Genomic DNA, 23,043 nt, shown 5'->3' with positions numbered 1-23,043 from the left:
ATCAGGCGTGAAGAGGTGTCCGAGATCAAATATAGTGTGGGCCAGCTCATACGGGTGATCTGTGGCGCAATGCTGCGGCGTTATGCACGCAGTACCTGCAACAGTTCTTCGACCTTGGCGGTGGTGGTTGCCCACGAACACACCAGGCGCACAATCGGCAGTCCGGCATCATTATTGCCCCACAAATGGGCAATATAGTGCTCACGCAGGGTGTTCACCAGTGCCTCGGGCATCGCGGCCAGCACGGTATTGGCATCCGGAGTCTGCACCTCAACACCAGGAATCGCAGCCAACCCCTCTGCCAAGTAGATGGCCGCAGTATTGGCCGCACTTGCGTTGCGATGCCACAGCGAAGTGCCAAACATCGCATTGAGCTGGGCCGATAAAAACCGCGTCTTGGACGCCAACTGGGTGGTGTACTTGATGATCGGTGCCAGCACATCTTCCGGCACCCGATTAGACAGGACGACGACGGCCTCTGCTCCCATCGCCCCGTTCTTGGTTGCACCCAGCGATAGGATATCCACGCCCAACGCTGTCGTCGCGCCATGCAGATCCAACCCCAGTGCCGCGGCCGCTTGCGACAAGCGTGCCCCGTCCATATGGATGGCCAGGCCGGCTTCATGGACCACATTGCACAGGTCGGTTAGCTCCTCCGGCGTGTACACGGTGCCCATTTCGGTGACCTGAGAAATACTTACCGCGGTCGGCTGGGTGGCCTGCGGATTGCCGACGTCGGAGGCCAACACCTTCACGACGTCTTCGGGACGCAGTTTGCCCCGATGGTGCGGCTGCGGTTTTAGCGTGATGCCGGCACGCACCGGGGCCGAAGATTCCGAGGTGTAGACGTGGGCGGTATCGGCACAAATCACCGAGCTGTGCGGGTGCGAGATGGCCTGTAGGGACACGATGTTGGCGCCGGTTCCGTTGAAGACCGGGAAGCCGTAGGCTCCGGTGCCAAAGATGTCGTCAATCGTTTCGCCAAACGCCTCGCTGGCTGCATCGGCACCGTAGGCCGCGGCGTCGTCATTGACCGCGGTGATGGCTTCCAAGATCTCGGGGTGTGCCCCGGCGATATTATCGGAGGCGAAGTGCGGGTCGGCACCGGGTGTACGGAAACGGCGAGCTGGCGTGGTCGTCATAGTCCCATTGTCTCACTGGATCGTGAAGTCGCCACTAGTCGGCGTGGTCCAGCACCGCCATGGTGCACCGAGAGATGCACACGAGCTTGTCATTTTGGTTGTGCAGCCGGATGTCCCAGACCTGGGAACGGCGGCCGCGCGAAACAGGTGTCGCACGGGCGGTGATGATGTCACCGGGAATACCCGGGCGGATGTGGTTGGCGTTGATTTCTTGGCCGACGACGTATTGTTTGTCCCGATCAACCGTCATGGTTGCACCAACCGAGCAGGCGGTTTCGGCCAACACAACGGACACTCCACCGTGGAGAATTCCGGCGTTCTGTAGGGTCTTCTGGGTCACCGGCATGGTCAGTTCCAGATAGTCGTCACCGATCTCAGAAAACTCAATATCCAGGACCTCGATAACCGTGTTCACACGGTACTGGGTGAGTTCTTCGATGGTCGGGTTACCAAACCAAATGCTCATGTCACGCTACTTTCCAAAGGCTAAAAGGGCACTGTTGGACAGTGTATGGCATGGCGAATGCGGTTTGGTATAGGCAGTTGCATGCTGCACATCAGAAGTCGATCTGTTCCCATCCGCGGCGCTGGGGTTGACGCAGCTGGTCCTTGCTGCGGTAGACGATGTAGGGCCGGGTGATATAGCCCAGCGGCACCGTGAACACGTGGACGAGGCGGGTAAACGGCCAGACAGCAAACAGCAGGATTGCCGAGATGACGTGGATCTGGAAGCCCGGGGGAGCTGCGGCCATCAGCATGACATCGGGTTGCAGTGTCCAGAACTGGCGGAACCAAATAGAGATGCCTTCGCGGTAGTCATAGTGGCCCAGGGCGCTTTCGAAGATGGTTGCATAAGTGCCGGCCAGAATAGTGATGGCCAGCATCAGGTACATCAGCTTATCCAGTTTGGTGGTCTCCCCGAAGACGCGATTATTGCTGCGTCGCCGGTAGATCAGGATCGCCAGCCCACCGACCGTTGCGATGGCTGCTGCCAGCCCGACGGTGATTGCCATCAGGTGGTACCAGGCATCGGTGAGGCCTACTGCTTCGGTCCAGGATTTGGGGACCCCAAGGCCGATCACATGTCCAAGGAACACGAAGATGATGCCGTAGTGGAACATGGGCGAGCCGATCCGCAGCAATTTGGATTCATAAATCTGGGATGAGCGCGTCGTCCAACCGAATTTGTCATAGCGGTACCGCCAGATGTGCCCGAGAATAAAACTGGCCAGAGCCAGATAGGGGATGATCACCCACAAAAAGGTGTGCCACGCAGTTGGTGAGGTCATGAGCTTCGTCCCTTCAGACTATCCAGCGGTATAAAGGTTTTGCCGGCGGGCGATTGTGGCGGTGGTGAGGTCGCATACGGGGTCATATCCATGGGCGGCATGTCTTCGGAACCGTCACCGTAACCACCCAGTCCCACCAGTTCATCCTCGGGCCCTTCGGCGGCGAGCTTTTGAACCGCTTCGATATCGGGCCCCTGCAGGGCGGGCAGTGTGGCGCACACGGCATCGATGGCACCGTGCCAGACGGATTCCTGCTCTTCTAGGTGAAGCCGCAGTAGTTCTAGACCAGCACGGTTGGTCGTGAGGATGTTTGCTGCTTCTACCAGGCTGTGGCCTGCACCAAATTCCAAGACATAGGTCAGATGGTCGGGCAGTTCGTCGTCGGAGACTTCCAAACCAGCGTTGCGATACTGGTCTTTAATTTTTAGCAGTGCCATGCCTCGACGGCGAGTGTCGCCGTTGGAAAAGTACGTCAGATATAAACATCCGCGACGCCGGGTGTCGAAAGTCTCGACATAGTCACTGCGTAGATCAATGATATCGCCGGTGTCCAGGGCCGTAATCAAGTCCTGGAGCCCTTGCCGAGGTCGATCCGGCAGGCCTGCGATCACCCGTTCTAGGAGGGGCAACCGCTCCACCAGCTCGTCGCCGGGGTAATCGATCAGCCAGGAGGCGGCAGTCCATGCAGCACGGACCTGATCATCGGTCAGCGGCACCTGAGTATCCAGGGTGCCTTGCGTCTTAGTGCGCTTTTTCTTTTTCAGGTCAAGGAGGTTGAGTGGGGAAACCATGGCTGCTTACGCTCCCCTCGGCTCTGGGAACAGGCCCGGGGGTCTGCCTTTGCCGTCCCAGTTGAATAGGTTGAAGCGACCTTTCAGGTGCTCCTTATCGCCGGGACCAACAAATTTGTCAGCATTACCAGCAGCACCGGGAATGTCTTCCATACCGGGTCCGCCGTCAAAGTTCAGCGGACAATCGCTGCCAATGGCTTCCAGATCGTGAGCCGATTCGGAGTGTCCGGCGGGAATGACGTAGCGCTCATCGTATTTAGCTAAGGCCAGCAGTCTATACATGTCTTGCATGGTCTGACCGTCCATGCCCACAGCATGGGCGATGGACTCGTCGGGGGCATTGTCTAGGTTGATATCGCGCATATAGGAGCGCATGGCCGCCATTTTGCGCAGCACATCAGCCACGATATCGACATCACCTGCGGTGAACAGATTGGCTAAGTATTCGATGGGGATGCGCAGCTCGTCGATGGCACCAAACAGGTTGCCAGCATCTTCGGCGTCGTATCCGGTGTCGGCAACGATATCCACGATGGGGGACAGCGGCGGGATGTACCAGACCATGGGCATCGTGCGGTATTCCGGATGCAATGGGAGGGCGACTTCGTATTCTTTGATGAGTTTATAGATTGGTGAGTTTTGAGCGCCCACGATCCAGTCGTATGGAATACCCGAGGCTTCGGCGTTTTCCATGACCTCTGGGTCGAATGGATCCAGGATCAGGTCTTTTTGTGCTTCGTAGAGGTCCTGATCATTGGGGGTTGCTGCGGCTTCGGTGACTCGATCGGCGTCGTAGAAGACCAGGCCGATGTAACGCAGACGTCCTACACAGGTCTCGGCACACACGGTCGGTTCGCCGTGTTCGATGCGTGGGTAGCAGAACGTACATTTCTCGGCTTTACCGGTTTTGTGGTTGAAATAGATTTTCTTATACGGGCAACCTGAGACACAGAATCGCCAGCCGCGGCAGCGTTCCTGATCCACCAAGACGATGCCGTCTTCGCTGCGCTTATAGATCGCGCCCGAGGGACACGAGGCAGCACACGAAGGGTTCAGACAGTGTTCGCAGATGCGGGGCAGATAGAACATGAAGGTATCTTCAAATTCCAACTTCACCTTGTCTTCGATGCCCTTGAGCATCGGGTCTTTGTCTTTATTAGCATAGGTTCCGCCCAGGTCATCATCCCAGTTGGCGGACCATTCGATATTCATCCGTTCCCCGGTCAACAGGGATTTTGGTGGGGCGGTCGGGATGTGTTTCTGTGCGGGGGCATTGAGCAGGTTCTCGTATTCATAGGACCAGGGTTCGTAGTAGTCCTCGATCCCTGGAAGCTTCGGGTTGGAGAAGATGCTGGCTAGCTTTGCCCATTTGCCACCGGATTTTAGTTTGAGTTTGCCGCGTTTGGACAGCGCCCAACCGCCCTGCCACTTTTCTTGGTCCTCATAGCCCCGGGGATAGCCCTGACCTGGCCGCGTCTCAACGTTGTTAAACCAGACGTACTCGGTACCTTTGCGGTTGGTCCAGGCCTGCTTACAGGTCACCGAACAGGTGTGACACCCGATGCACTTGTCGAGATTCATCACCATTGCCATCTGCGCCATTACCCTCATTGCGATTCCCTCTCAGTACTCGACGTTCTGGTTATTCCGACGACGAATCACCGTGATCTCATCACGTTGATTCCCGGTCGGACCGTAATAGTTGAAAGCAAACGACATGTTCGCATACCCACCGACCAGGTGGGTTGGTTTGATCATGATCCTGGTCAACGAGTTATGGACACCGCCGCGTTGCCCGGAGGTTTCCGAGATTGGCGTATTGACGGTGCGCTCCTGGGCGTGGTGCATAAAAGCGGTGCCCTTGGGCATGCGGTGGGAGACGATTGCCCGGGCTGCGACCACGCCATTGCGGTTGACCGCTTCGATCCAGTCGTTGTCTTTGATGCCAACGGCTTCGGCATCTTCAACACTCATCCAAATGGTCTGACCGCCGCGTCCCAGGGTCATCATGAAGAAGTTTTCCTGGTACATCGTGTGGATGGCCCACTTATTATGCGGGGTCAGGTAACGCACGGTGATGTTTGTGCCATCGGTTTCACCGATTGCCGGTTCGTTGAATAAGGCATTCATATCCAACGGTGGCCTAAATGTTGGCAGCGCGTCGCCCATTTCAATGAACCAGTCATGATCGATATAGAAATGCATCCGACCGGTCAGCGTGTGCCATGGTTTCAGCCGTTCGACGTTGATGGTAAACGGTGAGTACCGTCGCCCACCGGTCTCTGATCCGGACCATTCCGGTGAGGTGATCACCGGCACGGGGGCGGCTTTAGCATCTTCGAAAGAAACCAGCTTGCCTTCATGCTCAGCAGAGAGATCCTGGAGTTGCTGCCCGGTGCGACGTTCCAGATGCGCAAATCCCTCGGTGGCCATGAGCCCATTGGTCGTACCCGATAAGCCCAGAATATAGTCGGCTGCCTGCAGATCGGTTTTGATGAGCGGTTGGCCGGCTCCGGCACCACTCCTTGCGGTGCCGTTGATGGACCGGAGTCGTTCCACGTGGTGTTTGACGTCGTAGTTGATGCCGCGAGTGGTCATCCCTTTTTCTTCAAGCAGCGGACCAATCGTGGTGTATTTGTCATAGATTGCGGTGTAATCACGTTCCACCTCGACCAGTTTGGGCATGGTTTGGCCGGGGATCGGTTCACATTCACCGAATTTCCAGTCCAGCACTTTCCCATGGGGCGTGTTCAGCGCATCCGGGGTGTCATGTTGGAGCGGTTGGGCAACGACGTCGGTCCGAGTCCCCAGGTGTGTTTTGGCTAAATCCGAGAATTTCTCGGCAATGGTTGCCCAAATATCCCAGTCATTGCGGGACTGCCACGGAGTAGAAATCGCCGGGTTGAACGTGTTGACGAACGGGTGCATATCGGTGGTCGATAAATCGTGTTTCTCATACCAGGTTGCTGCTGGCAGCACGACGTCGCTGTGCAGGGTTGAGGTCGTCATCCGGAAGTCGAGGGTCAACATCAAATCGATCTTGCCGATGGGTGCGTCTTCTCGCCATTCCACATCTCGGGGACGGAGATGTTCCGGGGTCTCTTCGGCGCTGACGGTGTTATCCACGCCCAGCAGGTGTTTGAAAAAGTACTGTTCCCCCTTGGCCGAGGACGCCAGGGTGTTGGCACGCCACATGGACCAGATCCGTGGATAATTATTTTCTGCGTCCGGATCTTCTGCGGCGAAGCGCAACCGGTCGGCCTTCAGCTCATCGACGATGTGGTCGGCAGCCGTTTTGCCTGCGGCGTGAGCCTCATCGGCAATGTCTAACGGGTTGCGATCAAAGGACGGGTAGAACGGTTGCCAACCCAAACGGGTCGACAGGGCCACCGCGTCGGCGGTGGTCATTCCGGCGAATTTGCCCTTACCCGCGCGGGCAGCCAACTTATCGGCACCGAATTGGTCATAGCGCCACTGGTTGGTGTGCATATACCAATACGTGGTTTGCGTCATTTGCCGTGGCGGTTGTGCCCAGTCCAGGGCATTGGCCAGGTGGATCCAGCCGGTGAAGGGGCGGATCTTTTCCTGTCCGACGTAGTGTGCCCACCCGCCACCGTTGACACCTTGGGTGCCGCACAGGTTGGTCAGGGTCAAAAATGTTCGGTAGGTCTGGTCTGAGTGGAACCAGTGGTTGGTGCCAGCCCCCATGATGATCATGGACCGGCCCTTGGAATCTCGCGCGTTTTGGGCGAATTCGCGGGCGATGCGAGCAGCCGCTTCGCCGGGGACCCCGGTGATGCGTTCCTGCCAGGCGGGGGTGTTGGGACTCTCAGCATCGTCGAGTCCGGCCGGCCAGTGGCCAGGCAGTCCGTCTCGTCCGACGCCGTATTCTGCCAGCAGTAGGTCAAAGACCGTGGTGACTTTCCGACCATCGGCCAGGGTCCGGTAGGGCACTCCGCGCATGATGGTATCGATGTCGCCTTGGTCGGCGGTATCAAAACGAGGAAGCGCAATTTCCGCGGTGCCCTCGGCCGCACCCAGCAGCGTCATGGCTGGTTGGATGTCCCCGAGATCAAGATTCCAACGGCCTTCACCGTCATCACTGAAACGGTGACCTAACGTACCGTTGGGCACGGCCGGCGCATCGGTGGCGGCGTCCCACATGACTGGTTTAAACACTGCGTGTTCGGTGGTGGATTCTTTGGAGATGCCCTCGGCCAGATCGGTAGCCACGATGAACTTACCGGCGGAGTATTGGCCCAACTCGTTCGCGGTGAGTTCGACCAAGAAGGGGAGGTCGGTGTATTTCTTGACGTAACCGTCGAAGTACTCGGTGGTGTCTTCGACGAAGAATTCTTTGAGAATGACGTGCCCCATGGCCATGGCCAGTGCCCCGTCGGTCCCGGTGGCCGGTGCCAGCCATTCGTCAGCGAACTTCACGTTCTCGGCATAGTCGGGGCTCACCGCGATGACTTTTTGGCCGCGGTAGCGTGCTTCGGCCATCCAGTGAGCATCGGGCGTTCTGGTCAGTGGTACGTTCGAGCCCCACATCATCAGATAGCTGGCGTTGAACCAGTCACCGGATTCAGGAACATCGGTCTGGTCACCGAAGACTTGAGGTGATGCCGGTGGTAGATCCGCATACCAGTCGTAAAAGGACAGCATGCTGCCGCCGATCAGCTGGTGGAAGCGTGCGCCCGAGGAGAACGAGACAGGACTCATGGCTGGGATCGGGGAGAACCCGGTGGTCCGGTCTGGACCCAGATACTTGACCGTGTACACGTAGGCGGCGGCGACGAGCTCGACCACTTCGTCCCAGGTTGCTCTGACGAGGCCACCTTTGCCGCGCGCAGATTTATAGCGGCGGGCTTTTTCTGGGTCTTCGACGATGGATTTCCAGGCTTCGACCGGATCGCGATGCTCAGCTTTGGCCTGCCGGAACATCTGCATCAATACCGCACGAACATAGGGATAGCGCACGCGCGTTGGGGAGTAGGTGTACCAACTGAAGGACGCACCGCGGGGACACCCGCGTGGTTCGTATTCGGGCATATCGGGCCCGGCTGACGGGTAGTCGGTGGCTTGGGCTTCCCAGGTGATCAGGCCGTCTTTGACGTAGACATTCCAGGAACACGAGCCGGTGCAGTTGACTCCGTGGGTAGAGCGAACGACTTTGTCGTGGGCCCAGCGGTTGCGATAGAAAGAGTCGCCATGTCGTCCGCCGTCGTAGTGGACTTCTCGGTTGTCCGGGCTAATGGCGGCCTTGCGGGAGAAGATTTTGCGCACCCCGACCAGTGCATCCATGGCTGCATTATCGATGCCAGCAGCTTTGTCTCGGGAGGTAGCCCGGTCGTCGATGGTCATCCCATACTCCTTTGTTCTTCGGTATCAGCTGCGTTCTTCGTCCGCATTCCACGGGCGGTTAACAGGGTCATGAGTCCAGCAATGATGGTGGCTAGAGCAAGCAGCAACAGGCCCCAGCGATACTCTTGGGTTGCGATCCACAGGCCACCCAGGAGCAGCGGTGGTACGAAGCCGCCCAGTCCGCCGGCGGCACCGACGAACCCGGTGATCGAGCCGACTTGATGTGGATCAGAAACTTGAGCAACCAGGGCGAAGACGGCACCGGAGCCCAGCCCCAGCCCAATCGCCATCAATAAGAAGGCCACCGTACCCAGCCCTTCAAGTCGGGGGTTGGTGGCCAACGCCAGTGCGCACAGCAACACGATGATGTAACTAGACAGCAGGGTGATGATGGCGCCGATTTTATCCGAGAGCATCCCGCCGATTGGACGCATAATGACTGCTGCTACAACAAAGCCGGCCATGCGCAGGGAGGCATCGCCGGCTTCTAGTCCGTAGGCGTTCATCAGATACGTGGGCAGATACACGGAGAACGCCACGTACCCGCCAAAGGATAAGGCATAGAGATAACATGCCTGCCAGGTGAAGGGCAGTTTCATCACGGTGGCCATCTTGCGCCCGATATTCTGTTCACTGGGTCGCCAGTCCGTGTGGTTCTTCATCAACGCCAATGCGGCGAGTGCATAGACCAACAGGGCAGCAGCGGTCACAATGAACGGTACGACGTCGCCTTGTTCGAATAATGGCACCGTGGTGAATGCGGCAATTGCGGTGCCACCCATGCCGATGCCGTAGATGCCGGTGGCTGTTCCGCGGCGTTCCTTGGGAAACCAGGAATTGACGTAGGGGACACCGATGGCAAAGGAGGTGCCGGCAATGCCGAGCACGAAACCGCCAACGAGTAATGTGCTGTAGGTGTATTGGCCGACGAAACCCAAGAAGAGCACCGGGATGATGGTCAGTAAAGAGATCGTGGGCATCATGAGTCGCCCACCGAAGCGGTCCGTGAGTGCTCCGACGATGATACGACCCAGGGATCCGACCAGCACCGGGATGGCAACTAGCAGTGAGGCATCATCGACAATGCCCTGCTCAACGAAAATAGGTCCCAGGGGGCTCAGCAATGACCAGGCCCAGAAGTTGACGGCGAAGCCCAGTGTGGCCATAACCAACGCTGTAGTGCGCTGGGCTCCGGTAGTAGGTGTGGACGCGGGGTGGTTCATCGATCATCCCTGCCTATGCAGCTCGTTCCTGCCTATGCACGCGGTTATGGGGTTACGCTAACATAGTTATGAGCCACTGCACAGGTTCCATTGAGCGCTATCGCAGGTCAGGAACAGATAGCTATTGGGATAGATGATTCAACGCCTTGATGATCCCGGGGGTATGTTCAACATGTACGAACAGCACACCGTCCATGCCGTTATTCTGACCGGAGGGCGATCGTCGCGGATGGGCGGACGACATAAGCCGGGCATCCTGATTGATGGCCGCAGCGTCATTGACCGTACGGTAGCCACACTGTGGTCGGCAGCCCCATCGGCTCAGGTAATCATCGCTGGGACGGATGACGGGCTGTCACCGAACTCGCGGGACCAGGTTGACGTTGTTCGGGAGGATCCCCCGTTTTCGGGACCGCTGGCCGGTGTGGCCGCAGCCTTGGATGCTATCCCGGCGTCGGATGGGGTCGTCATCCTGTTGGGTGGGGATCTGCCGTTCTTATCTTCAACGACGATGTCGAAATTGGTGGCGGCTGCGATTGATGGTGAGGAAGTGGCCAGCTGTGTCGATGCCACCGGACATTTACAGTATCTATGCGCTGCCTGGCCGCAGAGAATTTTACGAGCTCAACTTGAGCAGGTCGGGGATCCTGCGGGGGTACCCCTGCGCGCGCTATTCAAGGGGCTGACCCCGGAATTGGTCGAGTGTGATCCGGATGAGTTACGCGATATTGATACGCCCTATGATCTCGCACGTGCCGTGACGACCGCAGACGGTCGCCCGGTACCAGAATCGTTGTTGGCCACGGTTGATCGGTTCGAGGATGAGCATGGCCAGAGCGTTGCGGGGCTGAGTCCTGGCCAGACGGCTGAGATTTTGGATTTTGCTCGCAAGGTGAAGTATGCGCCGTCGGAGGCGAACCCTGCGGTCGCAGCGTTTTTGGCTGGTCAATTAGCGGGGACTCAAGAAGGGTTATCAGTCGGAGAGGCCCTGGACCGTGTGCTCGACGCCGTTGTTTCCGGCGGTCAGACTGGGGATATCCATGAGTCTGCCGACCATCTGGCACGCGGTGGCGACGTCGGGAGCCTGCCCGGTACTGACCAGTAAGCCGGCCAGATACATGGCAACGGGCCCGGCGGAGCGCACCAGTCCGGTTGAGGCTTGGGAAGCGGCCGTGAGTACGGCGTCGACGTCGTCTTGTGTCAGCGGTTTTAGCTGGAGTTGCTCGGCCGCGTGCTGGGCCCAAGCGGTCAGTTCGTCGAACTTTGAAGCGTCATATCGATTGCCCATGGGACAAGCTTAGCCAACGGGAGTATCCCCGAGATAGGGATGCCGTCAGGTGGGCGCTCATCGGTGTGAGTGCATAGTGCTTGTCTGATAGCGGCCGAAGGAATGACGTGATCAGTCTGCCGGCACGTTCACGTGATATCGAGGTCAAGGGCACGTATTTCTCCAGGATAAGACTGAGGAGGACAACAGTCACTGCCCGCTTGTATTGTTCGATCCGTCTGATGCGTTGGAGAGCTTCGAGCTCGGTTGTAGCAGGCGGCAGCGAGGTCACAGAGTGTACCAACTGCTGTAGGTTTTCTAAAAATGGGTCAGGTGGTTTCATACCCGCAACAGTAGTGCTGGCCTCGGCAGCAGGTCAGCGAATCTGTTCGATGTGTGGATAGCCCAGGGCCTCCACAATAACCTGTGGAAAACCAGTATCAACGACGACGCCCAGCAACCATGATGGTTACCGGGCGTCGTCGGTATGTGATGCTTTGAACTAGTAGCTGGTGGTGGCCGTTTCGACGGTGGTCCACTTGGCAGCAAGCTGTTCGGTGGCGCGCGCCAGCAGGGCGACGTCGGCACCGACGTTGACGAAGTCGGCTCCGGCGTCGACATAGTCCTGAGCTTGGTCCGGGTTGAACGCGTTGACCCCGGCAAATAAGCCGGCGGCTGTGGCCTTGGCGATGACGTTCTTGGCGGCAGCCACAACATCGGGGTGGTTCTGCTGACCGGTGTAGCCCATCGATGCGGACAGGTCAGACGGGCCAATGAAGATCCCATCGATGCCCTTGACGGCCAGGATCTCGTCGAGGTTTTCTAGTGCCTCAGCGGTTTCGATCTGGATGGTCAGGGTGATGGTTTCACGAGCGGTGGTCAGGTAGTCCGGGTAGCGACCCCAGGCACCGGAACGGGCCAGGGCCGAGCCGATGCCGCGCACACCTTCTGGCGGGTAGGCGACTGCAGCGGCGGCCGTGCGGGCGTCGTCGGGGGTGAAGATCATGGGGATGATCAGCGACTGGGCGCCCAGATCCAGGTACTGCTTGATCAGGGTCGTATTGTTTTCTGGGATGCGCACGACCGGGATCGAATCGTAGGCCGCGATGGCGCGCAGCTGGGCTTGGACGGATTCCAGGCTCAGCGGCGAGTGCTCGGCATCGATCAGCAGGTAGTCCATTCCGGCACCGGCAACGATTTCGGCGATGCCGGCATCCCCGGAGGACAGGAACATGCCGGCGGCCGCACGGTTGCGGGCTGTTTTGGCCTCGGAAGTGAACAGGGTTTTCAGTGAGGGGCGCGGGGTTAATGCCACGGTGGGGTGTCTCCTTCGACGTCGGTGGGTTTATTCGAACTGGACGGAGATGGAGCCCAGCGGACCGAAGTCGGCGTAGACCGTATCACCCTCGTAGACCCACATGTAGCGGGTGAAGGAACCGGCCAGGATAATCTCGCCGGCTTCCAGGTAGTCGTCGTGCCCGGACAGGCGGTTGGCCAGCCAGTGCACACCGTTGGCCGGGTGGCCCAGGATGCCTGCGGACATACCGGTTTCGATGATCTCTTGGTTGCGGTACAGGGCGCCGCCCAGCCAGTGGAGATCGACGTCGTCGGGTTTGACCGGTTTGCCACCCAACACCATGGCACCCAGGGCTGCGTTATCCGAGATGGTGTCGGTAATGGTGCGACCTTCCATCTCGATGTGGGCGTCGAGGACCTCGAGTGCCGGGGTGACGTATTCGGTGGCGCGCAACACGTCGAAGATGTTGGCGTTGGGGCCGCGGATGTCGTCTTTCAGAACGAATGCGAGTTCGATTTCGATGCGCGGGTGGGTGTATTTTTTCCATTCGAACACGTGACCGGATTCGAAGACCTGGTCGTCAAAGATGACGCCGTAGTCGGGTTCGTCAATGCCAGTTGCGGCCTGCATGGCCTTGGAGGTGAGCCCAATTTTGTGGCCCACTTTGCGGCGTCCGGATTCGATCTGGCGGTCGGCCCAGATTTTCTGGATGGCGTAGGAATCTTCGATGACCATTTCGGGGTAGCGCTTGGTCAGCAGCGGGACCGGTTTGCGGTCAATGTTGGCCTGGTGCAATTCGTCAGCGATTTTGACGTGTGTTTCGTGGTCTAACATCGAACTCCTTTGAAGTTGAACAGCCTGCGGTTAATCGTATACGAAACTTATTTTTGGTGCGGGAAAGCTGTCGTTTTGGTCAACGATGACTAACGCCCCTTGACTTGGCGCAGGTTGCCGTCAAGGCGTTGCGTCCAGCCGCGAGCGTCCAGGTGTTCTAACAGGGGGATCAGCGTGCGCCGGGTGGTGCCCAGGGCTTGGCGGGCTTCGGCTGCGGTGAAGGGTTGGGCGAGCTGGACGAGTTCGCGCATGGCCATCGCCGGGGTTTTGGGGTGCAGCACAATATTATCGGGTAGGCGCAGCAGGCGCTGTTGTTGGGCGGCCGCGGCCAGTTCTTTATCACCCAGGCCGAGTTCTGCCAGCTCATCGGCGGTGGGGGCGGTGAACGGTTCGGCCAGCAATCGGTGTTCCAGGGGAGTAACGGCGGCTTCGGCCGCCCCCAGGGTTGGTTTCAGCACCGGGTCGGTCACCCTGCCACTGTGCTCAATCAGCTGTGCCCGCTGTATAACCAGTGGCAACAGCTCACGATGCGGCAGCTCTAACAGGTACACCGCGGCCTGCTGGGGAATACCCCCGGCCGCCGGGTCTTTGCTATATTGTTCGGTCACAGCCTCGCGGAGGCGCTGCGCCCAAGCGGTCAGGCGATCGCGGTCGATGAACCATCGATCATGGAGAAGCACCGATGCGGCCAGCGGCTCGGGCACCGGGATGCTCATCGCAGTGACTGTTGCTTGTTCTAGTGCACCGTGTCGAGCAACGTCGAGTTCTAGGTGATTGGCTGCGGTGAGGTGACCCAATGTTTCGGCTCGACGCGTGGCTGCCCCTCGACGACGCAGCTGGGGCGGGTCCAGATCCAGCACGGTGGCTCCACCGGTAATCAACCGCTGGCCGGTGCCGCGCAGAATCAGTCGGTCACCAACGTGGAGCGGCAGCGCGCGTTCCAGGGCCAGCCGAGCAAAATTGGGTCCGAGGGCACGGCAATGTGCATAAACCGTCGCCGTGCCAATATGGATCGAGAACTCCTGAGCCAGGTCAGTGAAATCGACCCCCGGGGTGCCCACAACGTCAATCAACTCTGTGTGGAACCAGGCCCCCGGGGTAACCAAGACGTCGCCACGTGCGACCTCTGCGACGTCCACACCCCGCAGATTCACCGCGGCACGCGTTACCGGTGTGAGGACATCTGCTGAACTACCATGACTTTGCAGATTCCGGACCGTCACCTGGGTATCGGTGCCAGCAAGCTCCAGGGTGTCGTTGACTCGAAGTGTGCCGGCAGCCAGGGTCCCGGTGACCACGGTGCCCGCACCTTTGACCGCAAAACTGCGATCAACCCAGTACCTGATTGGTGCCGAGGTATCGGGGGAGGGGACACCGTCGAGTAGTTGATCGAGTTCCTGCCGGAAAGCATCTAGTCCGGTACCCATAGTTGCCGACGTCGCGATGATCGGAGCATCCGCCAGCGCAGTGTCTGACAGTTCGTCGCGAATTTGCTGGGTCACGATCTCCACGTTTTCCGGTGCCAGATCAAGTTTCGAAATGACAACTATCCCGGTGTCGACCCCCAGGGCAGCGATGGCATCACGGTGCTCAGAAGTCTGAGCAGACCAGCCCTCATCAGCGGACACCACCAGACACACAATTGGTGCCGGTCCAAGCCCGGCGAGCATGTTGCCCAGAAACCGTTCGTGCCCTGGCACATCAACAAACGAAACCGATCGACCTGATACCAGGGTCGTTTCGGCAAAACCCAAATCGATGGTCAGGCCGCGCTCGCGTTCCTCATCCCAGCGGTCGGGTTCGGTTCCGGTCAAGGCACGCACGAGTGCAGATTTACCATGATCCACGTGACCTGCCGTGGCAATCACGAACCGTTCGCTCACGAGGCCACCTCATTGGCAACTTCGCGTAGTCGAACCATAAGTATTTTGTCCTGCTCCGCAGGCACGCAGCGCAGATCAACGAGGCACCGACCGTCCGCAACCCGCGGCAGAATCGCAGGGCTCCCCGTGCGCAGCGCAGACGCATAGGACTCGGGCAGGCTAATCGCCCAGCCGGGCAGGGGAACTCCGGCGCCACCGCCGCCACCGACTCGGCCGTCGTGCGCCACAACCTCGGCACCCAGCTCTTGGGCGACGCGTTCACTGCGCTCGCGGAGAGACTTCGAATCCGCATGCAGCGCGTCGTGAATCGGCGTGGAGGGCGAATTCAATGTTGCCTCCAGTGCCGCCAAGGTGAACTTATCGGCTCGAAATGCCCGTGCCAGCGGATGCTTGGCCAGCCGTTGAATGATCTCGGTTTTACCCAGCAGGATCCCGGCCTGCGGCCCGCCTAAGAGTTTGTCACCGCTGGCAATAACGACGTCGGCGCCGTCGCGCAGCGCAGCCGACATGGTCGGTTCATCAGTCAGGACGTCATCCGCATCCACCAGCCCTGAGCCGACATCGACAATCAACGGTAAGTTGTGCTCGTGGGCTAGCTGCGCAAGTTCTTTAATCTCAACCGCCGAATTGAACCCACCGATCCAATAATTCGACGGGTGCACTTTCAGGATCGCACCGGTGCGCTCGGTAATCGCGTTGCGGTAATCGTCCAGGTTGGTTCGATTGGTCATGCCAACTTCGACCAATTCGACACCCGTGGAGACCATGAGATCAGGCAGCCGGAACCCAGCACCGATCTCGACCAGCTCCCCACGGCTGATCACCATCTCGGGCATATCAAGGGCGACCGACAGAACGGTGGTTGCCAGCGATAGCGCGGCGGCACCATTATTGACCACGAGCGCATCTTCGGCGTCCGGCACCGCAGATAAGAGCGCGGCTTTTGCCCACATGCCACGCTTTGAGCGTTTCCCGTCGCGCAGATCAAGCTCCAAATCCACGTAGCCCGCGGCGGTCATGAGGGCTTCGCGTGCTGCATCGGAGAGGGGAGCGCGCCCAAGATTGGTATGGATTATGACGCCGGTGGCGTTCAGCACCGACGACAATCGGGTTGGCGACAGCGCGCTGAGGCGATTGATGATGGTGGGTGCGACGTCGTCGGGGGCCAGTTCACCGTGCCGGGCATCGTTTTGCGCCTCGGTGATGACGCGTCGAATGACGTGCGGTGCCAGTCGGGTTTTGGTTGCCTGTACTTCGGGCAGGGCAAGCAGACGGTCGGTCGAGGGAATCGCGCGGCGCGGATCTGCGGCCACCAAACGGTCCTTTCATCGCACATCGGACGGTTCTGGCGGAGGCGGACGGGAATCGAACCCGCCAGACCAAGCTACTTGGTCTCGTCGGTTTTGAAGACCGCGGGGACCACCAGGAACCCTGACGCCTCCAAAATCTCAAACTATCACGTTTGTTTTGTCTCACCCAAAGATCAGCGCTTCTGTCACCGAAGCTGTCACGTTCCTATACTGGGGGATATGTCTGAGATTTTAGAACCCACCACACTTCCACGATTAACCACAACTGCCTCCGGTGGCGGGTGCGCCTGCAAAATTCCGCCCGGTGAACTCGAAGAAGCCGTGGCACAGCTTGTCGGCCAGGATTATGAACACGTGATTGTCGGAGTTGATGACGGCGACGACGCCGCTGCTGTCCAATTGGATGGGGATACCGCGATCCTGTCGACCGCAGACTTTTTCACCCCTGTTGTCGACTCGGCATATGACTGGGGTCGAATCGCAGCAGCAAATGCGATCAGCGATATTTATGCGATGGGTGGCAGCCCAATTGTTGCCATTAACCTGATGGGTTGGCCGCGCGGTGTGCTACCTTCCGAACTGATGTCGGAAGTTCTCGCCGGTGGACTGGCCATCGGAAAAGAAGCCGGTTGCCCGGTGATCGGCGGGCACACGGTGGACGATCCAGAACCCAAATACGGGATGGCTGTCACCGGTGTTGCAAAAATTGATCAGTTGTTGCGCAATGACTCGGCTGAGGCCGGGTTGCCGCTGACATTGACCAAACCGATCGGCCTGGGATTGTTGAATAACCGCCACAAGGCCACCGGTGAAGTCTTTGATGAAGCCATCGCGACCATGACGACGCTCAATAAGGCTGCTGCCGAACAAGCCGTTGCTGCAGGGATTAAAGCGGCAACAGATGTGACTGGGTTTGGCTTGCTTGGCCACCTGTACAAGATGATGAGGGCTTCAGGAACCGGTGCCGTGATAGATCGCAACGCTGTCCCGTTGGTGGACGGTGCAGCCGAAGCTCTGCGTGATGGATATGTCTCTGGTGGCACCCGCCGGAATCTGGACTGGGTTTCACCGAACATCGAAGCAGCCGAAGGGATCACCGAAGACGACCTGCTAGTACTGGCTGATGCCCAGACATCGGGTGGTCTCCTGGTGGTCGGCGAATTACCCGGCTACCCGGTGGTCGGCTATACCACTCAGCGTGCAGGGGTAGTCGAAGTACGCTAGCCGACCGTCGTAATGGAATCGTCGACAATGCCCTGAGCGCGACGGGCCGCAAGCCGGTCGCGCTGCGGCTCAACTACATGGCGCGGATCCTTGGTCGAGTTGATCCCGGCTTCTAGGATGGCCGAACGGGTCAGATATGATGCCGATGCAAGCGCTGCACCTGAGGCCATTGCAGCAATCCGGTTGCGACCTAATAGTGCGGCACCAACGCCCCCTGCGATCGTGAGCGCCTGCGCCCAGCGCAGTTTGCGTGCTGGGCGTCCAGTTTGCAGCGGTTCGGCTTCCACGGGGTGCATGTCCGCGGTGAGTTTTTCCGAGAAGTACAGTTCCGAGGCGGCGCCTAGGGTTGCAAAGACTCGGGCCGGTCGGGTTTCCGAAGTTGGAGTCGTCAACAGCGCCACACCAGAGGATGCCATCGCGGCGGATGATACAAAGAGATATGACAGGTTGTCTTTTCCACCGTTCCAGGTTGGTACGGACGTGTCGGCTAGTAAGGCGCCCGTGTAGGAAGCCAGGGGTGCTCCCATCAATGCCGCCAATAGACCGGCAGGTTTTTCGAACGCATAGACAATCGGCCGGAGCACGCCCAACGGTATCTTTTGGCCTGTCATCCGGTCGACATCAATGGCTGCCACGACTCCAGCGCCAACTCCAAAGGCACTGAGAATCCAGGTGCCCATGTTCATTGGGGATGCCGGCTTGAACGTGCGCATCATGTGATGGAAACGTTCGGGACGACCAAGGTCAGCGACGAGAAATCCGGTCCCGGCAATCGTTGCCCCGAGCGCGGTCAGCCGGGTGTTTCTGCGTAGTTTGTCGAAGCCAATACGATCGGCTCCGATTGCCAGCATTGCTGACCCACCAGCGATACCTCCCAAGAAGAGGTAGGCAGAAATTTTGTCATCCCATGGTGGTGGTTTGACGATGGGTCGACCGTAGTAGGAATCTGCGAACTCGACGTCTTCGACCATTGGCATTTCGCGGGAACCATCGCCGGCACCGCCACCACGACGTTGGCCGGGTGGACGAGTGCGGCGTTTTTTCCGACGCGGCTCGTTTTCTGGTCGGTAGGCATCAAAGTCAGACAGGGTCACTTCTTGCGGGCTCCTAAAAATGCGGTCGCCGCGGCCGCTAACATACCGGCGGCAGCGATACCAACCTTTTTATACATGGACGGCAAATCCTTGGTGGGTACCCGTGGGTCCGGTGGCAGACCGTAGACTTCAGGTTCGTCTAGCAACAGGAATACCGAGCCAATACCGCCCACCCCGTCGTTGGGATTTGCCCCGTAGAGGCGGGCTTCGGTGAGACCTTTTTCGTGCATGGCGGTCACGCGTTTCTGCGCGGTGTCGACCATTTCTTCGCGACTGCCATATTTGATGGACGTCGTCGGGCAGGTTTGTGCACAGGCAGGGGTTTGGCCATCGACCAGACGGTCAAAGCACATGGTGCACTTATTGGCTGTGCCTTCGTTTTTGACGTCCATCGCATATCGAGAGTCAACGCGGTCAGGCTTGGTGTGAATGGTCCCGGAATCACGGCGCTCAATCACCCCGAAAGGACATCCAGCGACACAGGTTCCGCACCCATTGCAAATATCATCCTGGACGACCACCGTGCCGAATTCTGTGCGATAGAGTGCACCGGTTGGGCACACGTCCAAACAGCCCGCATATGTACAGTGTTTGCACACATCAGAACTCATGAGCCAACGAAATTCTGGGGTGTCAGGATTTGGTGGGTTATCGACCTTATTCTTGATCCGAACGCCGGGCGACCCAAATTCGGGCATACCAAGGTCCTCGGTGGTATTGGGTTCTCGGGTTTCTGGAGCGCCAAACGCCGGCATCCCGAGCCCGACGAGTTTTGCCCCGGATTCGCGGGCTTTTTCGATTTGCTCTTGGCCCTGTTCGATGAACGCCACATGACGCCAAGTGTTGGCACCCAGTCCACCCGTGTTGTCATAGGAGGATCCGAGTATTTCCAGATCCCCTTTCATTGGGACCTGGTTCCATTCTTTACACGCCACCTCACAGGCTTTACACCCGATACAAATCGAGGTATCGGTGAAGAAGGCTTTGCGCTCGGTGTCTTGACCGTAGGCGTCAATCAGCTCGCCGGGGCGCTCGAGGAAATCAACCACGCTATTCTCCTGTGTGAGGCTCGGGTTCGGTCAGTCTTGGTGGATCGGATACTTCCATGGTCTCAGGGTCGCGTTCATACGTCACCCGTCGATGTCCGGTCAGTGGGGTAATGCCTGCCTGTTCTCGCAGATCTTCCACGAATTTGACCAGGGCTGGTCCGCGTGGACGTCGTCCCGGCATGATCGTACAAGCCACCGCCTTGCCCGATTGGATGTACACGTTGGGATCCAGCGTCATACCCAGCAGATCGTTGACACCATCACCGGTGACCAAAGCTTGGTTGCCGACCCCGAAGTGAAATGGCATCCCGATCTGGTGGACGGTCTTGCCACCGGCAACCACCGGTTTCATGCGTTGGGTGACCAACACCTTGGCCTCGATCGCACCGCGCGGTGACGCAATCGTTGCCCAACCATAGGGTTCCAGCCCGACGTCGGCGGCGAGCTCTTCGGAGACCTCAACGAACATTTCGGGTTGCAGCTCAGACAAGTAGGGCAGGAAGCGGCTCATCCCGCCGGCCGTCTGGTGCTCGGTGAGACGGTAGGTCGTGAAGATATGTGGGAACACTTCGGACCCGGGTTCTCCGGCAGATGGTGCCGTTTGGTTGCCCTTGGCGGTGATCAACACTCTCGATGGTGATTCTTGCTGCGGGTACAGCGGGTTCTCCACCGGTGATTCCGCCGGTTCGAAGTGTGTTGGCATCGGGCCATCGTTCATACCCTTCGGTGTGAACAACCAGCCCTTACCGTCAGACTGCATGATGAACGGATCATCACCGGCCAGTGCATCAGGACCGTAGGTGTCATGGGCGGTTTTGGTTGATGGCGGACGATTGACCGGGAAGTCCGGTATGTCTCGACCGGTCCAGACCTCTTGGTCTTCATCCCACCACACCAGCTTCTTGCGTTCCGACCAGGGGTTACCATCTAGGTCAGCCGAAGCACGGTTGTATAGGATGCGACGGTTCGCCGGCCAGGCCCATGCCCACTGATGCGCCATCTCATCCTGATCTTTACCAGGTACCCGGTTGGCCGCATGGTTGATCCCGCCGGCGTAGACGCCCGCGTAAATCCAACAGCCACCCGCGGTCGAACCGTCGGCCTTGTACTGGTTGAAGTTATCCACCGGCTTGCCGGCATTCGGACCGGTCGTGTAGTAGCCGTTGATCTCTTTCAACACGGCCTCTGCGGATGGCTCACCGTGCTCATCGACCGGGTAATCCCAAGTCATGGCCTGTAATGGTTTATCTCGTGGGTCGGTCGAGTCTTTAAGCTTCTCTTTGAGCCGCACCCCGAGATCGTAGAAGAATTCCAGCTCCGAACGAGCATCACCCGGTGGGGTAATGGCTTGATGACGCCACTGCACCAGTCGTTGGGTTTGAGTAAACGTTCCAGCTTTTTCGGTGTGGTTGGCCGCAGGCATGAAGAAGACCTCGGTGGCAATGTCCTCAGTCTTGAGCTCACCGGTGGCAATCTCGGGGCCGTCTTTCCACCAGGTGGCCGTCTCTATGAGCTGGAAGTCGCGAACGACCATCCATTTCAGATTCGACATGCCCAACCGTTGCATGCGCCCGTTGGCCGAACCCACCGCGGGGTTCTGTCCCAGCACGAAGTAGCCATCGACACCCTTGTCGAACATGCGCATCAACGTTTGATACGTGCCGTGGGCACCGGTTAGGCGTGGCATGTATTTATATCCGAAGTCGTTTTCTTCGGTCGCGTCGTCGCCAAACCATGCCTTGAGCAGCGAGACCATATAGGCGTCTCCGTTGGACCAGAAGCCCTTTTGATGCTTTGGTACGGAGTCGTCGAGATAGTCTCGCAGGGTGTCGTGCTTGCCAGCAACCGGGAATGGCAGATAACCGGGCAGCAGGTTGAACAGGGTTGGAATATCCGAGGAACCCTGAATGGTCGCGTGACCACGCAGCGCCATAATGCCGCCACCTGGTCGACCCATATTGCCCATCAGCAGCTGCAGGATCGCGGAGGTGCGAATGAACTGCGAGCCCATCGAGTGCTGGGTCCAGCCCAGTGCATACGCCATGACGGTGGTGCGCTCGCGGCCAGAGTTCTTGGCAAATAAATCGGCTATTTCCAGGAAGTCTTCCGTCTTGATCCCGGTGATGTCGCTAACCATCTCAGGGGTGTAGCGCGAGTAGTGACGACGCAGGATCTGGAAGACCGAGCGCGGGTGCTGCAATGTCATGTCCTTGGCAATACCATCGGCCTCATATGGGTCTTTTTCGTATTGCCAGGTCGACTTGTCGTACCCGCCGGTGTCCTTATCGAACCCGGAGAACAGACCTTCGAGATCTTCGGTGTCTTTGAATCCTTCGTCGACCAAATGGGCGGCGTTGGAGTAGTGGGTGACATATTCCTTGAACCACAGATCGTTTTCGATCATGTAGCGGATCAGCCCACCAAGCAGCGCAATATCAGTACCCGCCCGAATGTGGACGTGCTTATCTGCCATCGCGGAAGTTCTGGTGAAGCGCGGGTCAACGTGGACGAGTTTGGCGCCACGAGCCTTGGCTTCGGCAACCCACTGGAACCCAACGGGATGTGCTTCGGCCATATTTGAACCCTGAATCCATACCAGGTCTGCATTCGCCATATCTTGCAATGGCTGGGTGGCACCGCCACGCCCAAAGGAAGCTCCTAAACTAGGAACTGTGGAGGAGTGTCATATGCGAGCCTGGTTTTCGATCTGCACAGCACCGGCAGCAGAAAACAGTTTTTTGATCAGGTAGTTCTCTTCATTATCAATGGTCGCACCGCCCAGGGATGCGATCCCCATGGTGCGATTGACGGGCGAACCATGTTCATCAAAATCTTCCCAATGATTGCGGCGTGCTTCTAAAAACCGATCCGTAATCATCTCCATCGCGGTCTCTAAATCGAGTTCTTCCCAATCTGTACCGTAGGGACGACGGTACAGGACGGTCTTCTGCCGGGATGGAGTATTCACGAGCTGCTCAGACGCAGCACCCTTCGGGCACAACCGACCGCGCGAAATCGGTGAATCTGGGTCGCCTTCAATGTGGATGACTTCGTCATCTTTGACGTAGATGCGTTGTCCACAGCCGACGGCACAGTACGGACAGACGCTCTGAACTACTTTATCGGCGTCTTCCGTGCGAGGGCGCATATTTGCATATTTTGGCGATTCAACCGCCGGACCGCGCCCTAATTTGTCCTTTGACTTGGCCTGACGAAAAACGGGCCAACCGAGAACTGAGAACCGTGCCATGAGCCTAACACTAACAGAGCTTTTGC

Annotated in this window: 16 protein-coding genes, 1 tRNA gene and 1 pseudogene; 2 read left to right on the top strand and 16 right to left on the bottom strand. The window is 58.5% G+C overall.

What is annotated here, in order from left to right; translation table 11 throughout:
* Positions 1-80: 80 nt before the first annotated feature.
* From A6F49_RS06990 to A6F49_RS06960, 7 genes are all read right to left on the bottom strand, one after another.
* Positions 81-1,142 (bottom strand): threonine aldolase family protein, encoded by a 1,062-nt coding sequence (locus A6F49_RS06990; protein ID WP_043057719.1) that lies wholly within the window; start codon positions 1,140-1,142, stop codon positions 81-83.
* Positions 1,143-1,176: 34 nt separating this feature from the next.
* On the bottom strand, positions 1,177-1,608 hold the full coding sequence (locus A6F49_RS06985) for a PaaI family thioesterase (protein WP_043057720.1): 432 nt from the start codon (positions 1,606-1,608) through the stop codon (positions 1,177-1,179).
* A 91-nt stretch (positions 1,609-1,699) separates the two neighbouring features.
* Complete coding sequence (gene narI, locus A6F49_RS06980; RefSeq protein WP_043057721.1) at positions 1,700-2,431, bottom strand: respiratory nitrate reductase subunit gamma; 732 nt, start codon at positions 2,429-2,431, stop codon at positions 1,700-1,702.
* Positions 2,428-3,222: a nitrate reductase molybdenum cofactor assembly chaperone gene (gene narJ / locus A6F49_RS06975; RefSeq protein ID WP_067605672.1), complete on the bottom strand. Its 795-nt coding sequence runs from the start codon at positions 3,220-3,222 to the stop codon at positions 2,428-2,430. Before narJ ends, narI begins: the two co-directional genes overlap by 4 nt.
* A gap of 6 nt (positions 3,223-3,228) precedes the next feature.
* Positions 3,229-4,833, bottom strand: a complete 1,605-nt coding sequence (gene narH / locus A6F49_RS06970; protein ID WP_043057722.1) for a nitrate reductase subunit beta — start codon at positions 4,831-4,833, stop codon at positions 3,229-3,231.
* A 12-nt stretch (positions 4,834-4,845) separates the two neighbouring features.
* Positions 4,846-8,586, bottom strand: a complete 3,741-nt coding sequence (locus A6F49_RS06965) for a nitrate reductase subunit alpha (RefSeq protein ID WP_043057723.1) — start codon at positions 8,584-8,586, stop codon at positions 4,846-4,848.
* On the bottom strand, positions 8,583-9,809 hold the full coding sequence (locus A6F49_RS06960) for a nitrate/nitrite transporter (protein WP_043057724.1): 1,227 nt from the start codon (positions 9,807-9,809) through the stop codon (positions 8,583-8,585). Before A6F49_RS06960 ends, A6F49_RS06965 begins: the two co-directional genes overlap by 4 nt.
* Positions 9,810-9,942: 133 nt before the next feature.
* Between A6F49_RS06960 and mobA the strand changes: the two are divergent.
* Positions 9,943-10,440 (top strand): annotated as a pseudogene (mobA, locus tag A6F49_RS18840) (molybdenum cofactor guanylyltransferase); the annotation flags it as partial.
* A 342-nt stretch (positions 10,441-10,782) separates the two neighbouring features.
* Here the strand turns inward: mobA and A6F49_RS18835 are convergent.
* The 6 genes from A6F49_RS18835 to A6F49_RS06930 all read right to left on the bottom strand — a co-directional run bounded on the left by A6F49_RS18835 (position 10,783) and on the right by A6F49_RS06930 (position 16,532).
* Positions 10,783-11,097 (bottom strand): DUF6457 domain-containing protein, encoded by a 315-nt coding sequence (locus tag A6F49_RS18835; protein WP_407643830.1) that lies wholly within the window; start codon positions 11,095-11,097, stop codon positions 10,783-10,785.
* A 481-nt stretch (positions 11,098-11,578) separates the two neighbouring features.
* A complete protein-coding gene (locus A6F49_RS06950) occupies positions 11,579-12,391 on the bottom strand; it encodes an HpcH/HpaI aldolase family protein (RefSeq protein ID WP_043057725.1) in 813 nt (270 codons plus the stop codon).
* A 30-nt stretch (positions 12,392-12,421) separates the two neighbouring features.
* Positions 12,422-13,207, bottom strand: a complete 786-nt coding sequence (locus A6F49_RS06945) for a fumarylacetoacetate hydrolase family protein (protein ID WP_043057726.1) — start codon at positions 13,205-13,207, stop codon at positions 12,422-12,424.
* Positions 13,208-13,296: 89 nt separating this feature from the next.
* On the bottom strand, positions 13,297-15,090 hold the full coding sequence (selB, locus tag A6F49_RS06940; protein WP_067605669.1) for a selenocysteine-specific translation elongation factor: 1,794 nt from the start codon (positions 15,088-15,090) through the stop codon (positions 13,297-13,299).
* The gene (gene selA / locus A6F49_RS06935; protein WP_043057728.1) at positions 15,087-16,406 is read right to left on the bottom strand and encodes an L-seryl-tRNA(Sec) selenium transferase; all 1,320 of its coding nucleotides are present in this window, start codon (positions 16,404-16,406) and stop codon (positions 15,087-15,089) included. Before selA ends, selB begins: the two co-directional genes overlap by 4 nt.
* Before the next feature lie 30 nt (positions 16,407-16,436).
* Positions 16,437-16,532: transfer RNA gene (locus A6F49_RS06930), tRNA-Sec, on the bottom strand.
* 87 nt (positions 16,533-16,619) lie between these two features.
* On the opposite strand from A6F49_RS06930, the gene selD reads away from it, so the two are divergent.
* Positions 16,620-17,624, top strand: a complete 1,005-nt coding sequence (gene selD / locus A6F49_RS06925; protein WP_043057729.1) for a selenide, water dikinase SelD — start codon at positions 16,620-16,622, stop codon at positions 17,622-17,624.
* On the opposite strand, the gene nrfD is transcribed toward selD, so the two are convergent.
* Genes nrfD through fdnG form a run of 3 tightly spaced genes read right to left on the bottom strand, consistent with a single transcriptional unit; the run spans position 17,621 to position 23,017 of the window.
* Positions 17,621-18,718 carry an NrfD/PsrC family molybdoenzyme membrane anchor subunit gene (gene nrfD, locus A6F49_RS06920; RefSeq protein WP_043057730.1) on the bottom strand — a complete coding sequence of 366 codons (1,098 nt, stop codon included), beginning with the start codon at positions 18,716-18,718 and terminating at the stop codon, positions 17,621-17,623. The genes selD and nrfD overlap by 4 nt on opposite strands.
* A complete protein-coding gene (locus A6F49_RS06915) occupies positions 18,715-19,767 on the bottom strand; it encodes a 4Fe-4S dicluster domain-containing protein (RefSeq protein ID WP_043057731.1) in 1,053 nt (350 codons plus the stop codon). Before A6F49_RS06915 ends, nrfD begins: the two co-directional genes overlap by 4 nt.
* Before the next feature lies 1 nt (position 19,768).
* Positions 19,769-23,017 carry a formate dehydrogenase-N subunit alpha gene (gene fdnG, locus A6F49_RS06910; RefSeq protein WP_235604897.1) on the bottom strand — a complete coding sequence of 1,083 codons (3,249 nt, stop codon included), beginning with the start codon at positions 23,015-23,017 and terminating at the stop codon, positions 19,769-19,771.
* Positions 23,018-23,043: the final 26 nt, after the last annotated feature.

The sequence above is a fragment of the Enteractinococcus helveticum genome, assembly GCF_001657475.1.
Classification (GTDB): Bacteria; Actinomycetota; Actinomycetes; order Actinomycetales; family Micrococcaceae; genus Yaniella; species Yaniella helvetica.
The sequence above is the reverse complement of the archived record's forward strand: the minus strand, read 5'-3'. Positions and strand labels throughout refer to the sequence as shown.

What these genes read in the sequence shown, in the direction of transcription:
- A6F49_RS06945 (WP_043057726.1), bottom strand. Translation starts at nt 13,207, where the DNA reads ATGTTAGACCACGAAACACACGTCAAAATCGCTGACGAATTGCACCAG.
- narJ (WP_067605672.1), bottom strand. Translation starts at nt 3,222, where the DNA reads ATGGTTTCCCCACTCAACCTCCTTGACCTGAAAAAGAAAAAGCGCACT.
- selD (WP_043057729.1), top strand. Translation starts at nt 16,620, where the DNA reads ATGTCTGAGATTTTAGAACCCACCACACTTCCACGATTAACCACAACT.
- narH (WP_043057722.1), bottom strand. Translation starts at nt 4,833, where the DNA reads ATGAGGGTAATGGCGCAGATGGCAATGGTGATGAATCTCGACAAGTGC.
- narI (WP_043057721.1), bottom strand. Translation starts at nt 2,431, where the DNA reads ATGACCTCACCAACTGCGTGGCACACCTTTTTGTGGGTGATCATCCCC.
- A6F49_RS18835 (WP_407643830.1), bottom strand. Translation starts at nt 11,097, where the DNA reads ATGGGCAATCGATATGACGCTTCAAAGTTCGACGAACTGACCGCTTGG.
- A6F49_RS06960 (WP_043057724.1), bottom strand. Translation starts at nt 9,809, where the DNA reads ATGAACCACCCCGCGTCCACACCTACTACCGGAGCCCAGCGCACTACA.
- A6F49_RS06965 (WP_043057723.1), bottom strand. Translation starts at nt 8,586, where the DNA reads ATGACCATCGACGACCGGGCTACCTCCCGAGACAAAGCTGCTGGCATC.
- A6F49_RS06985 (WP_043057720.1), bottom strand. Translation starts at nt 1,608, where the DNA reads ATGAGCATTTGGTTTGGTAACCCGACCATCGAAGAACTCACCCAGTAC.
- A6F49_RS06990 (WP_043057719.1), bottom strand. Translation starts at nt 1,142, where the DNA reads ATGACGACCACGCCAGCTCGCCGTTTCCGTACACCCGGTGCCGACCCG.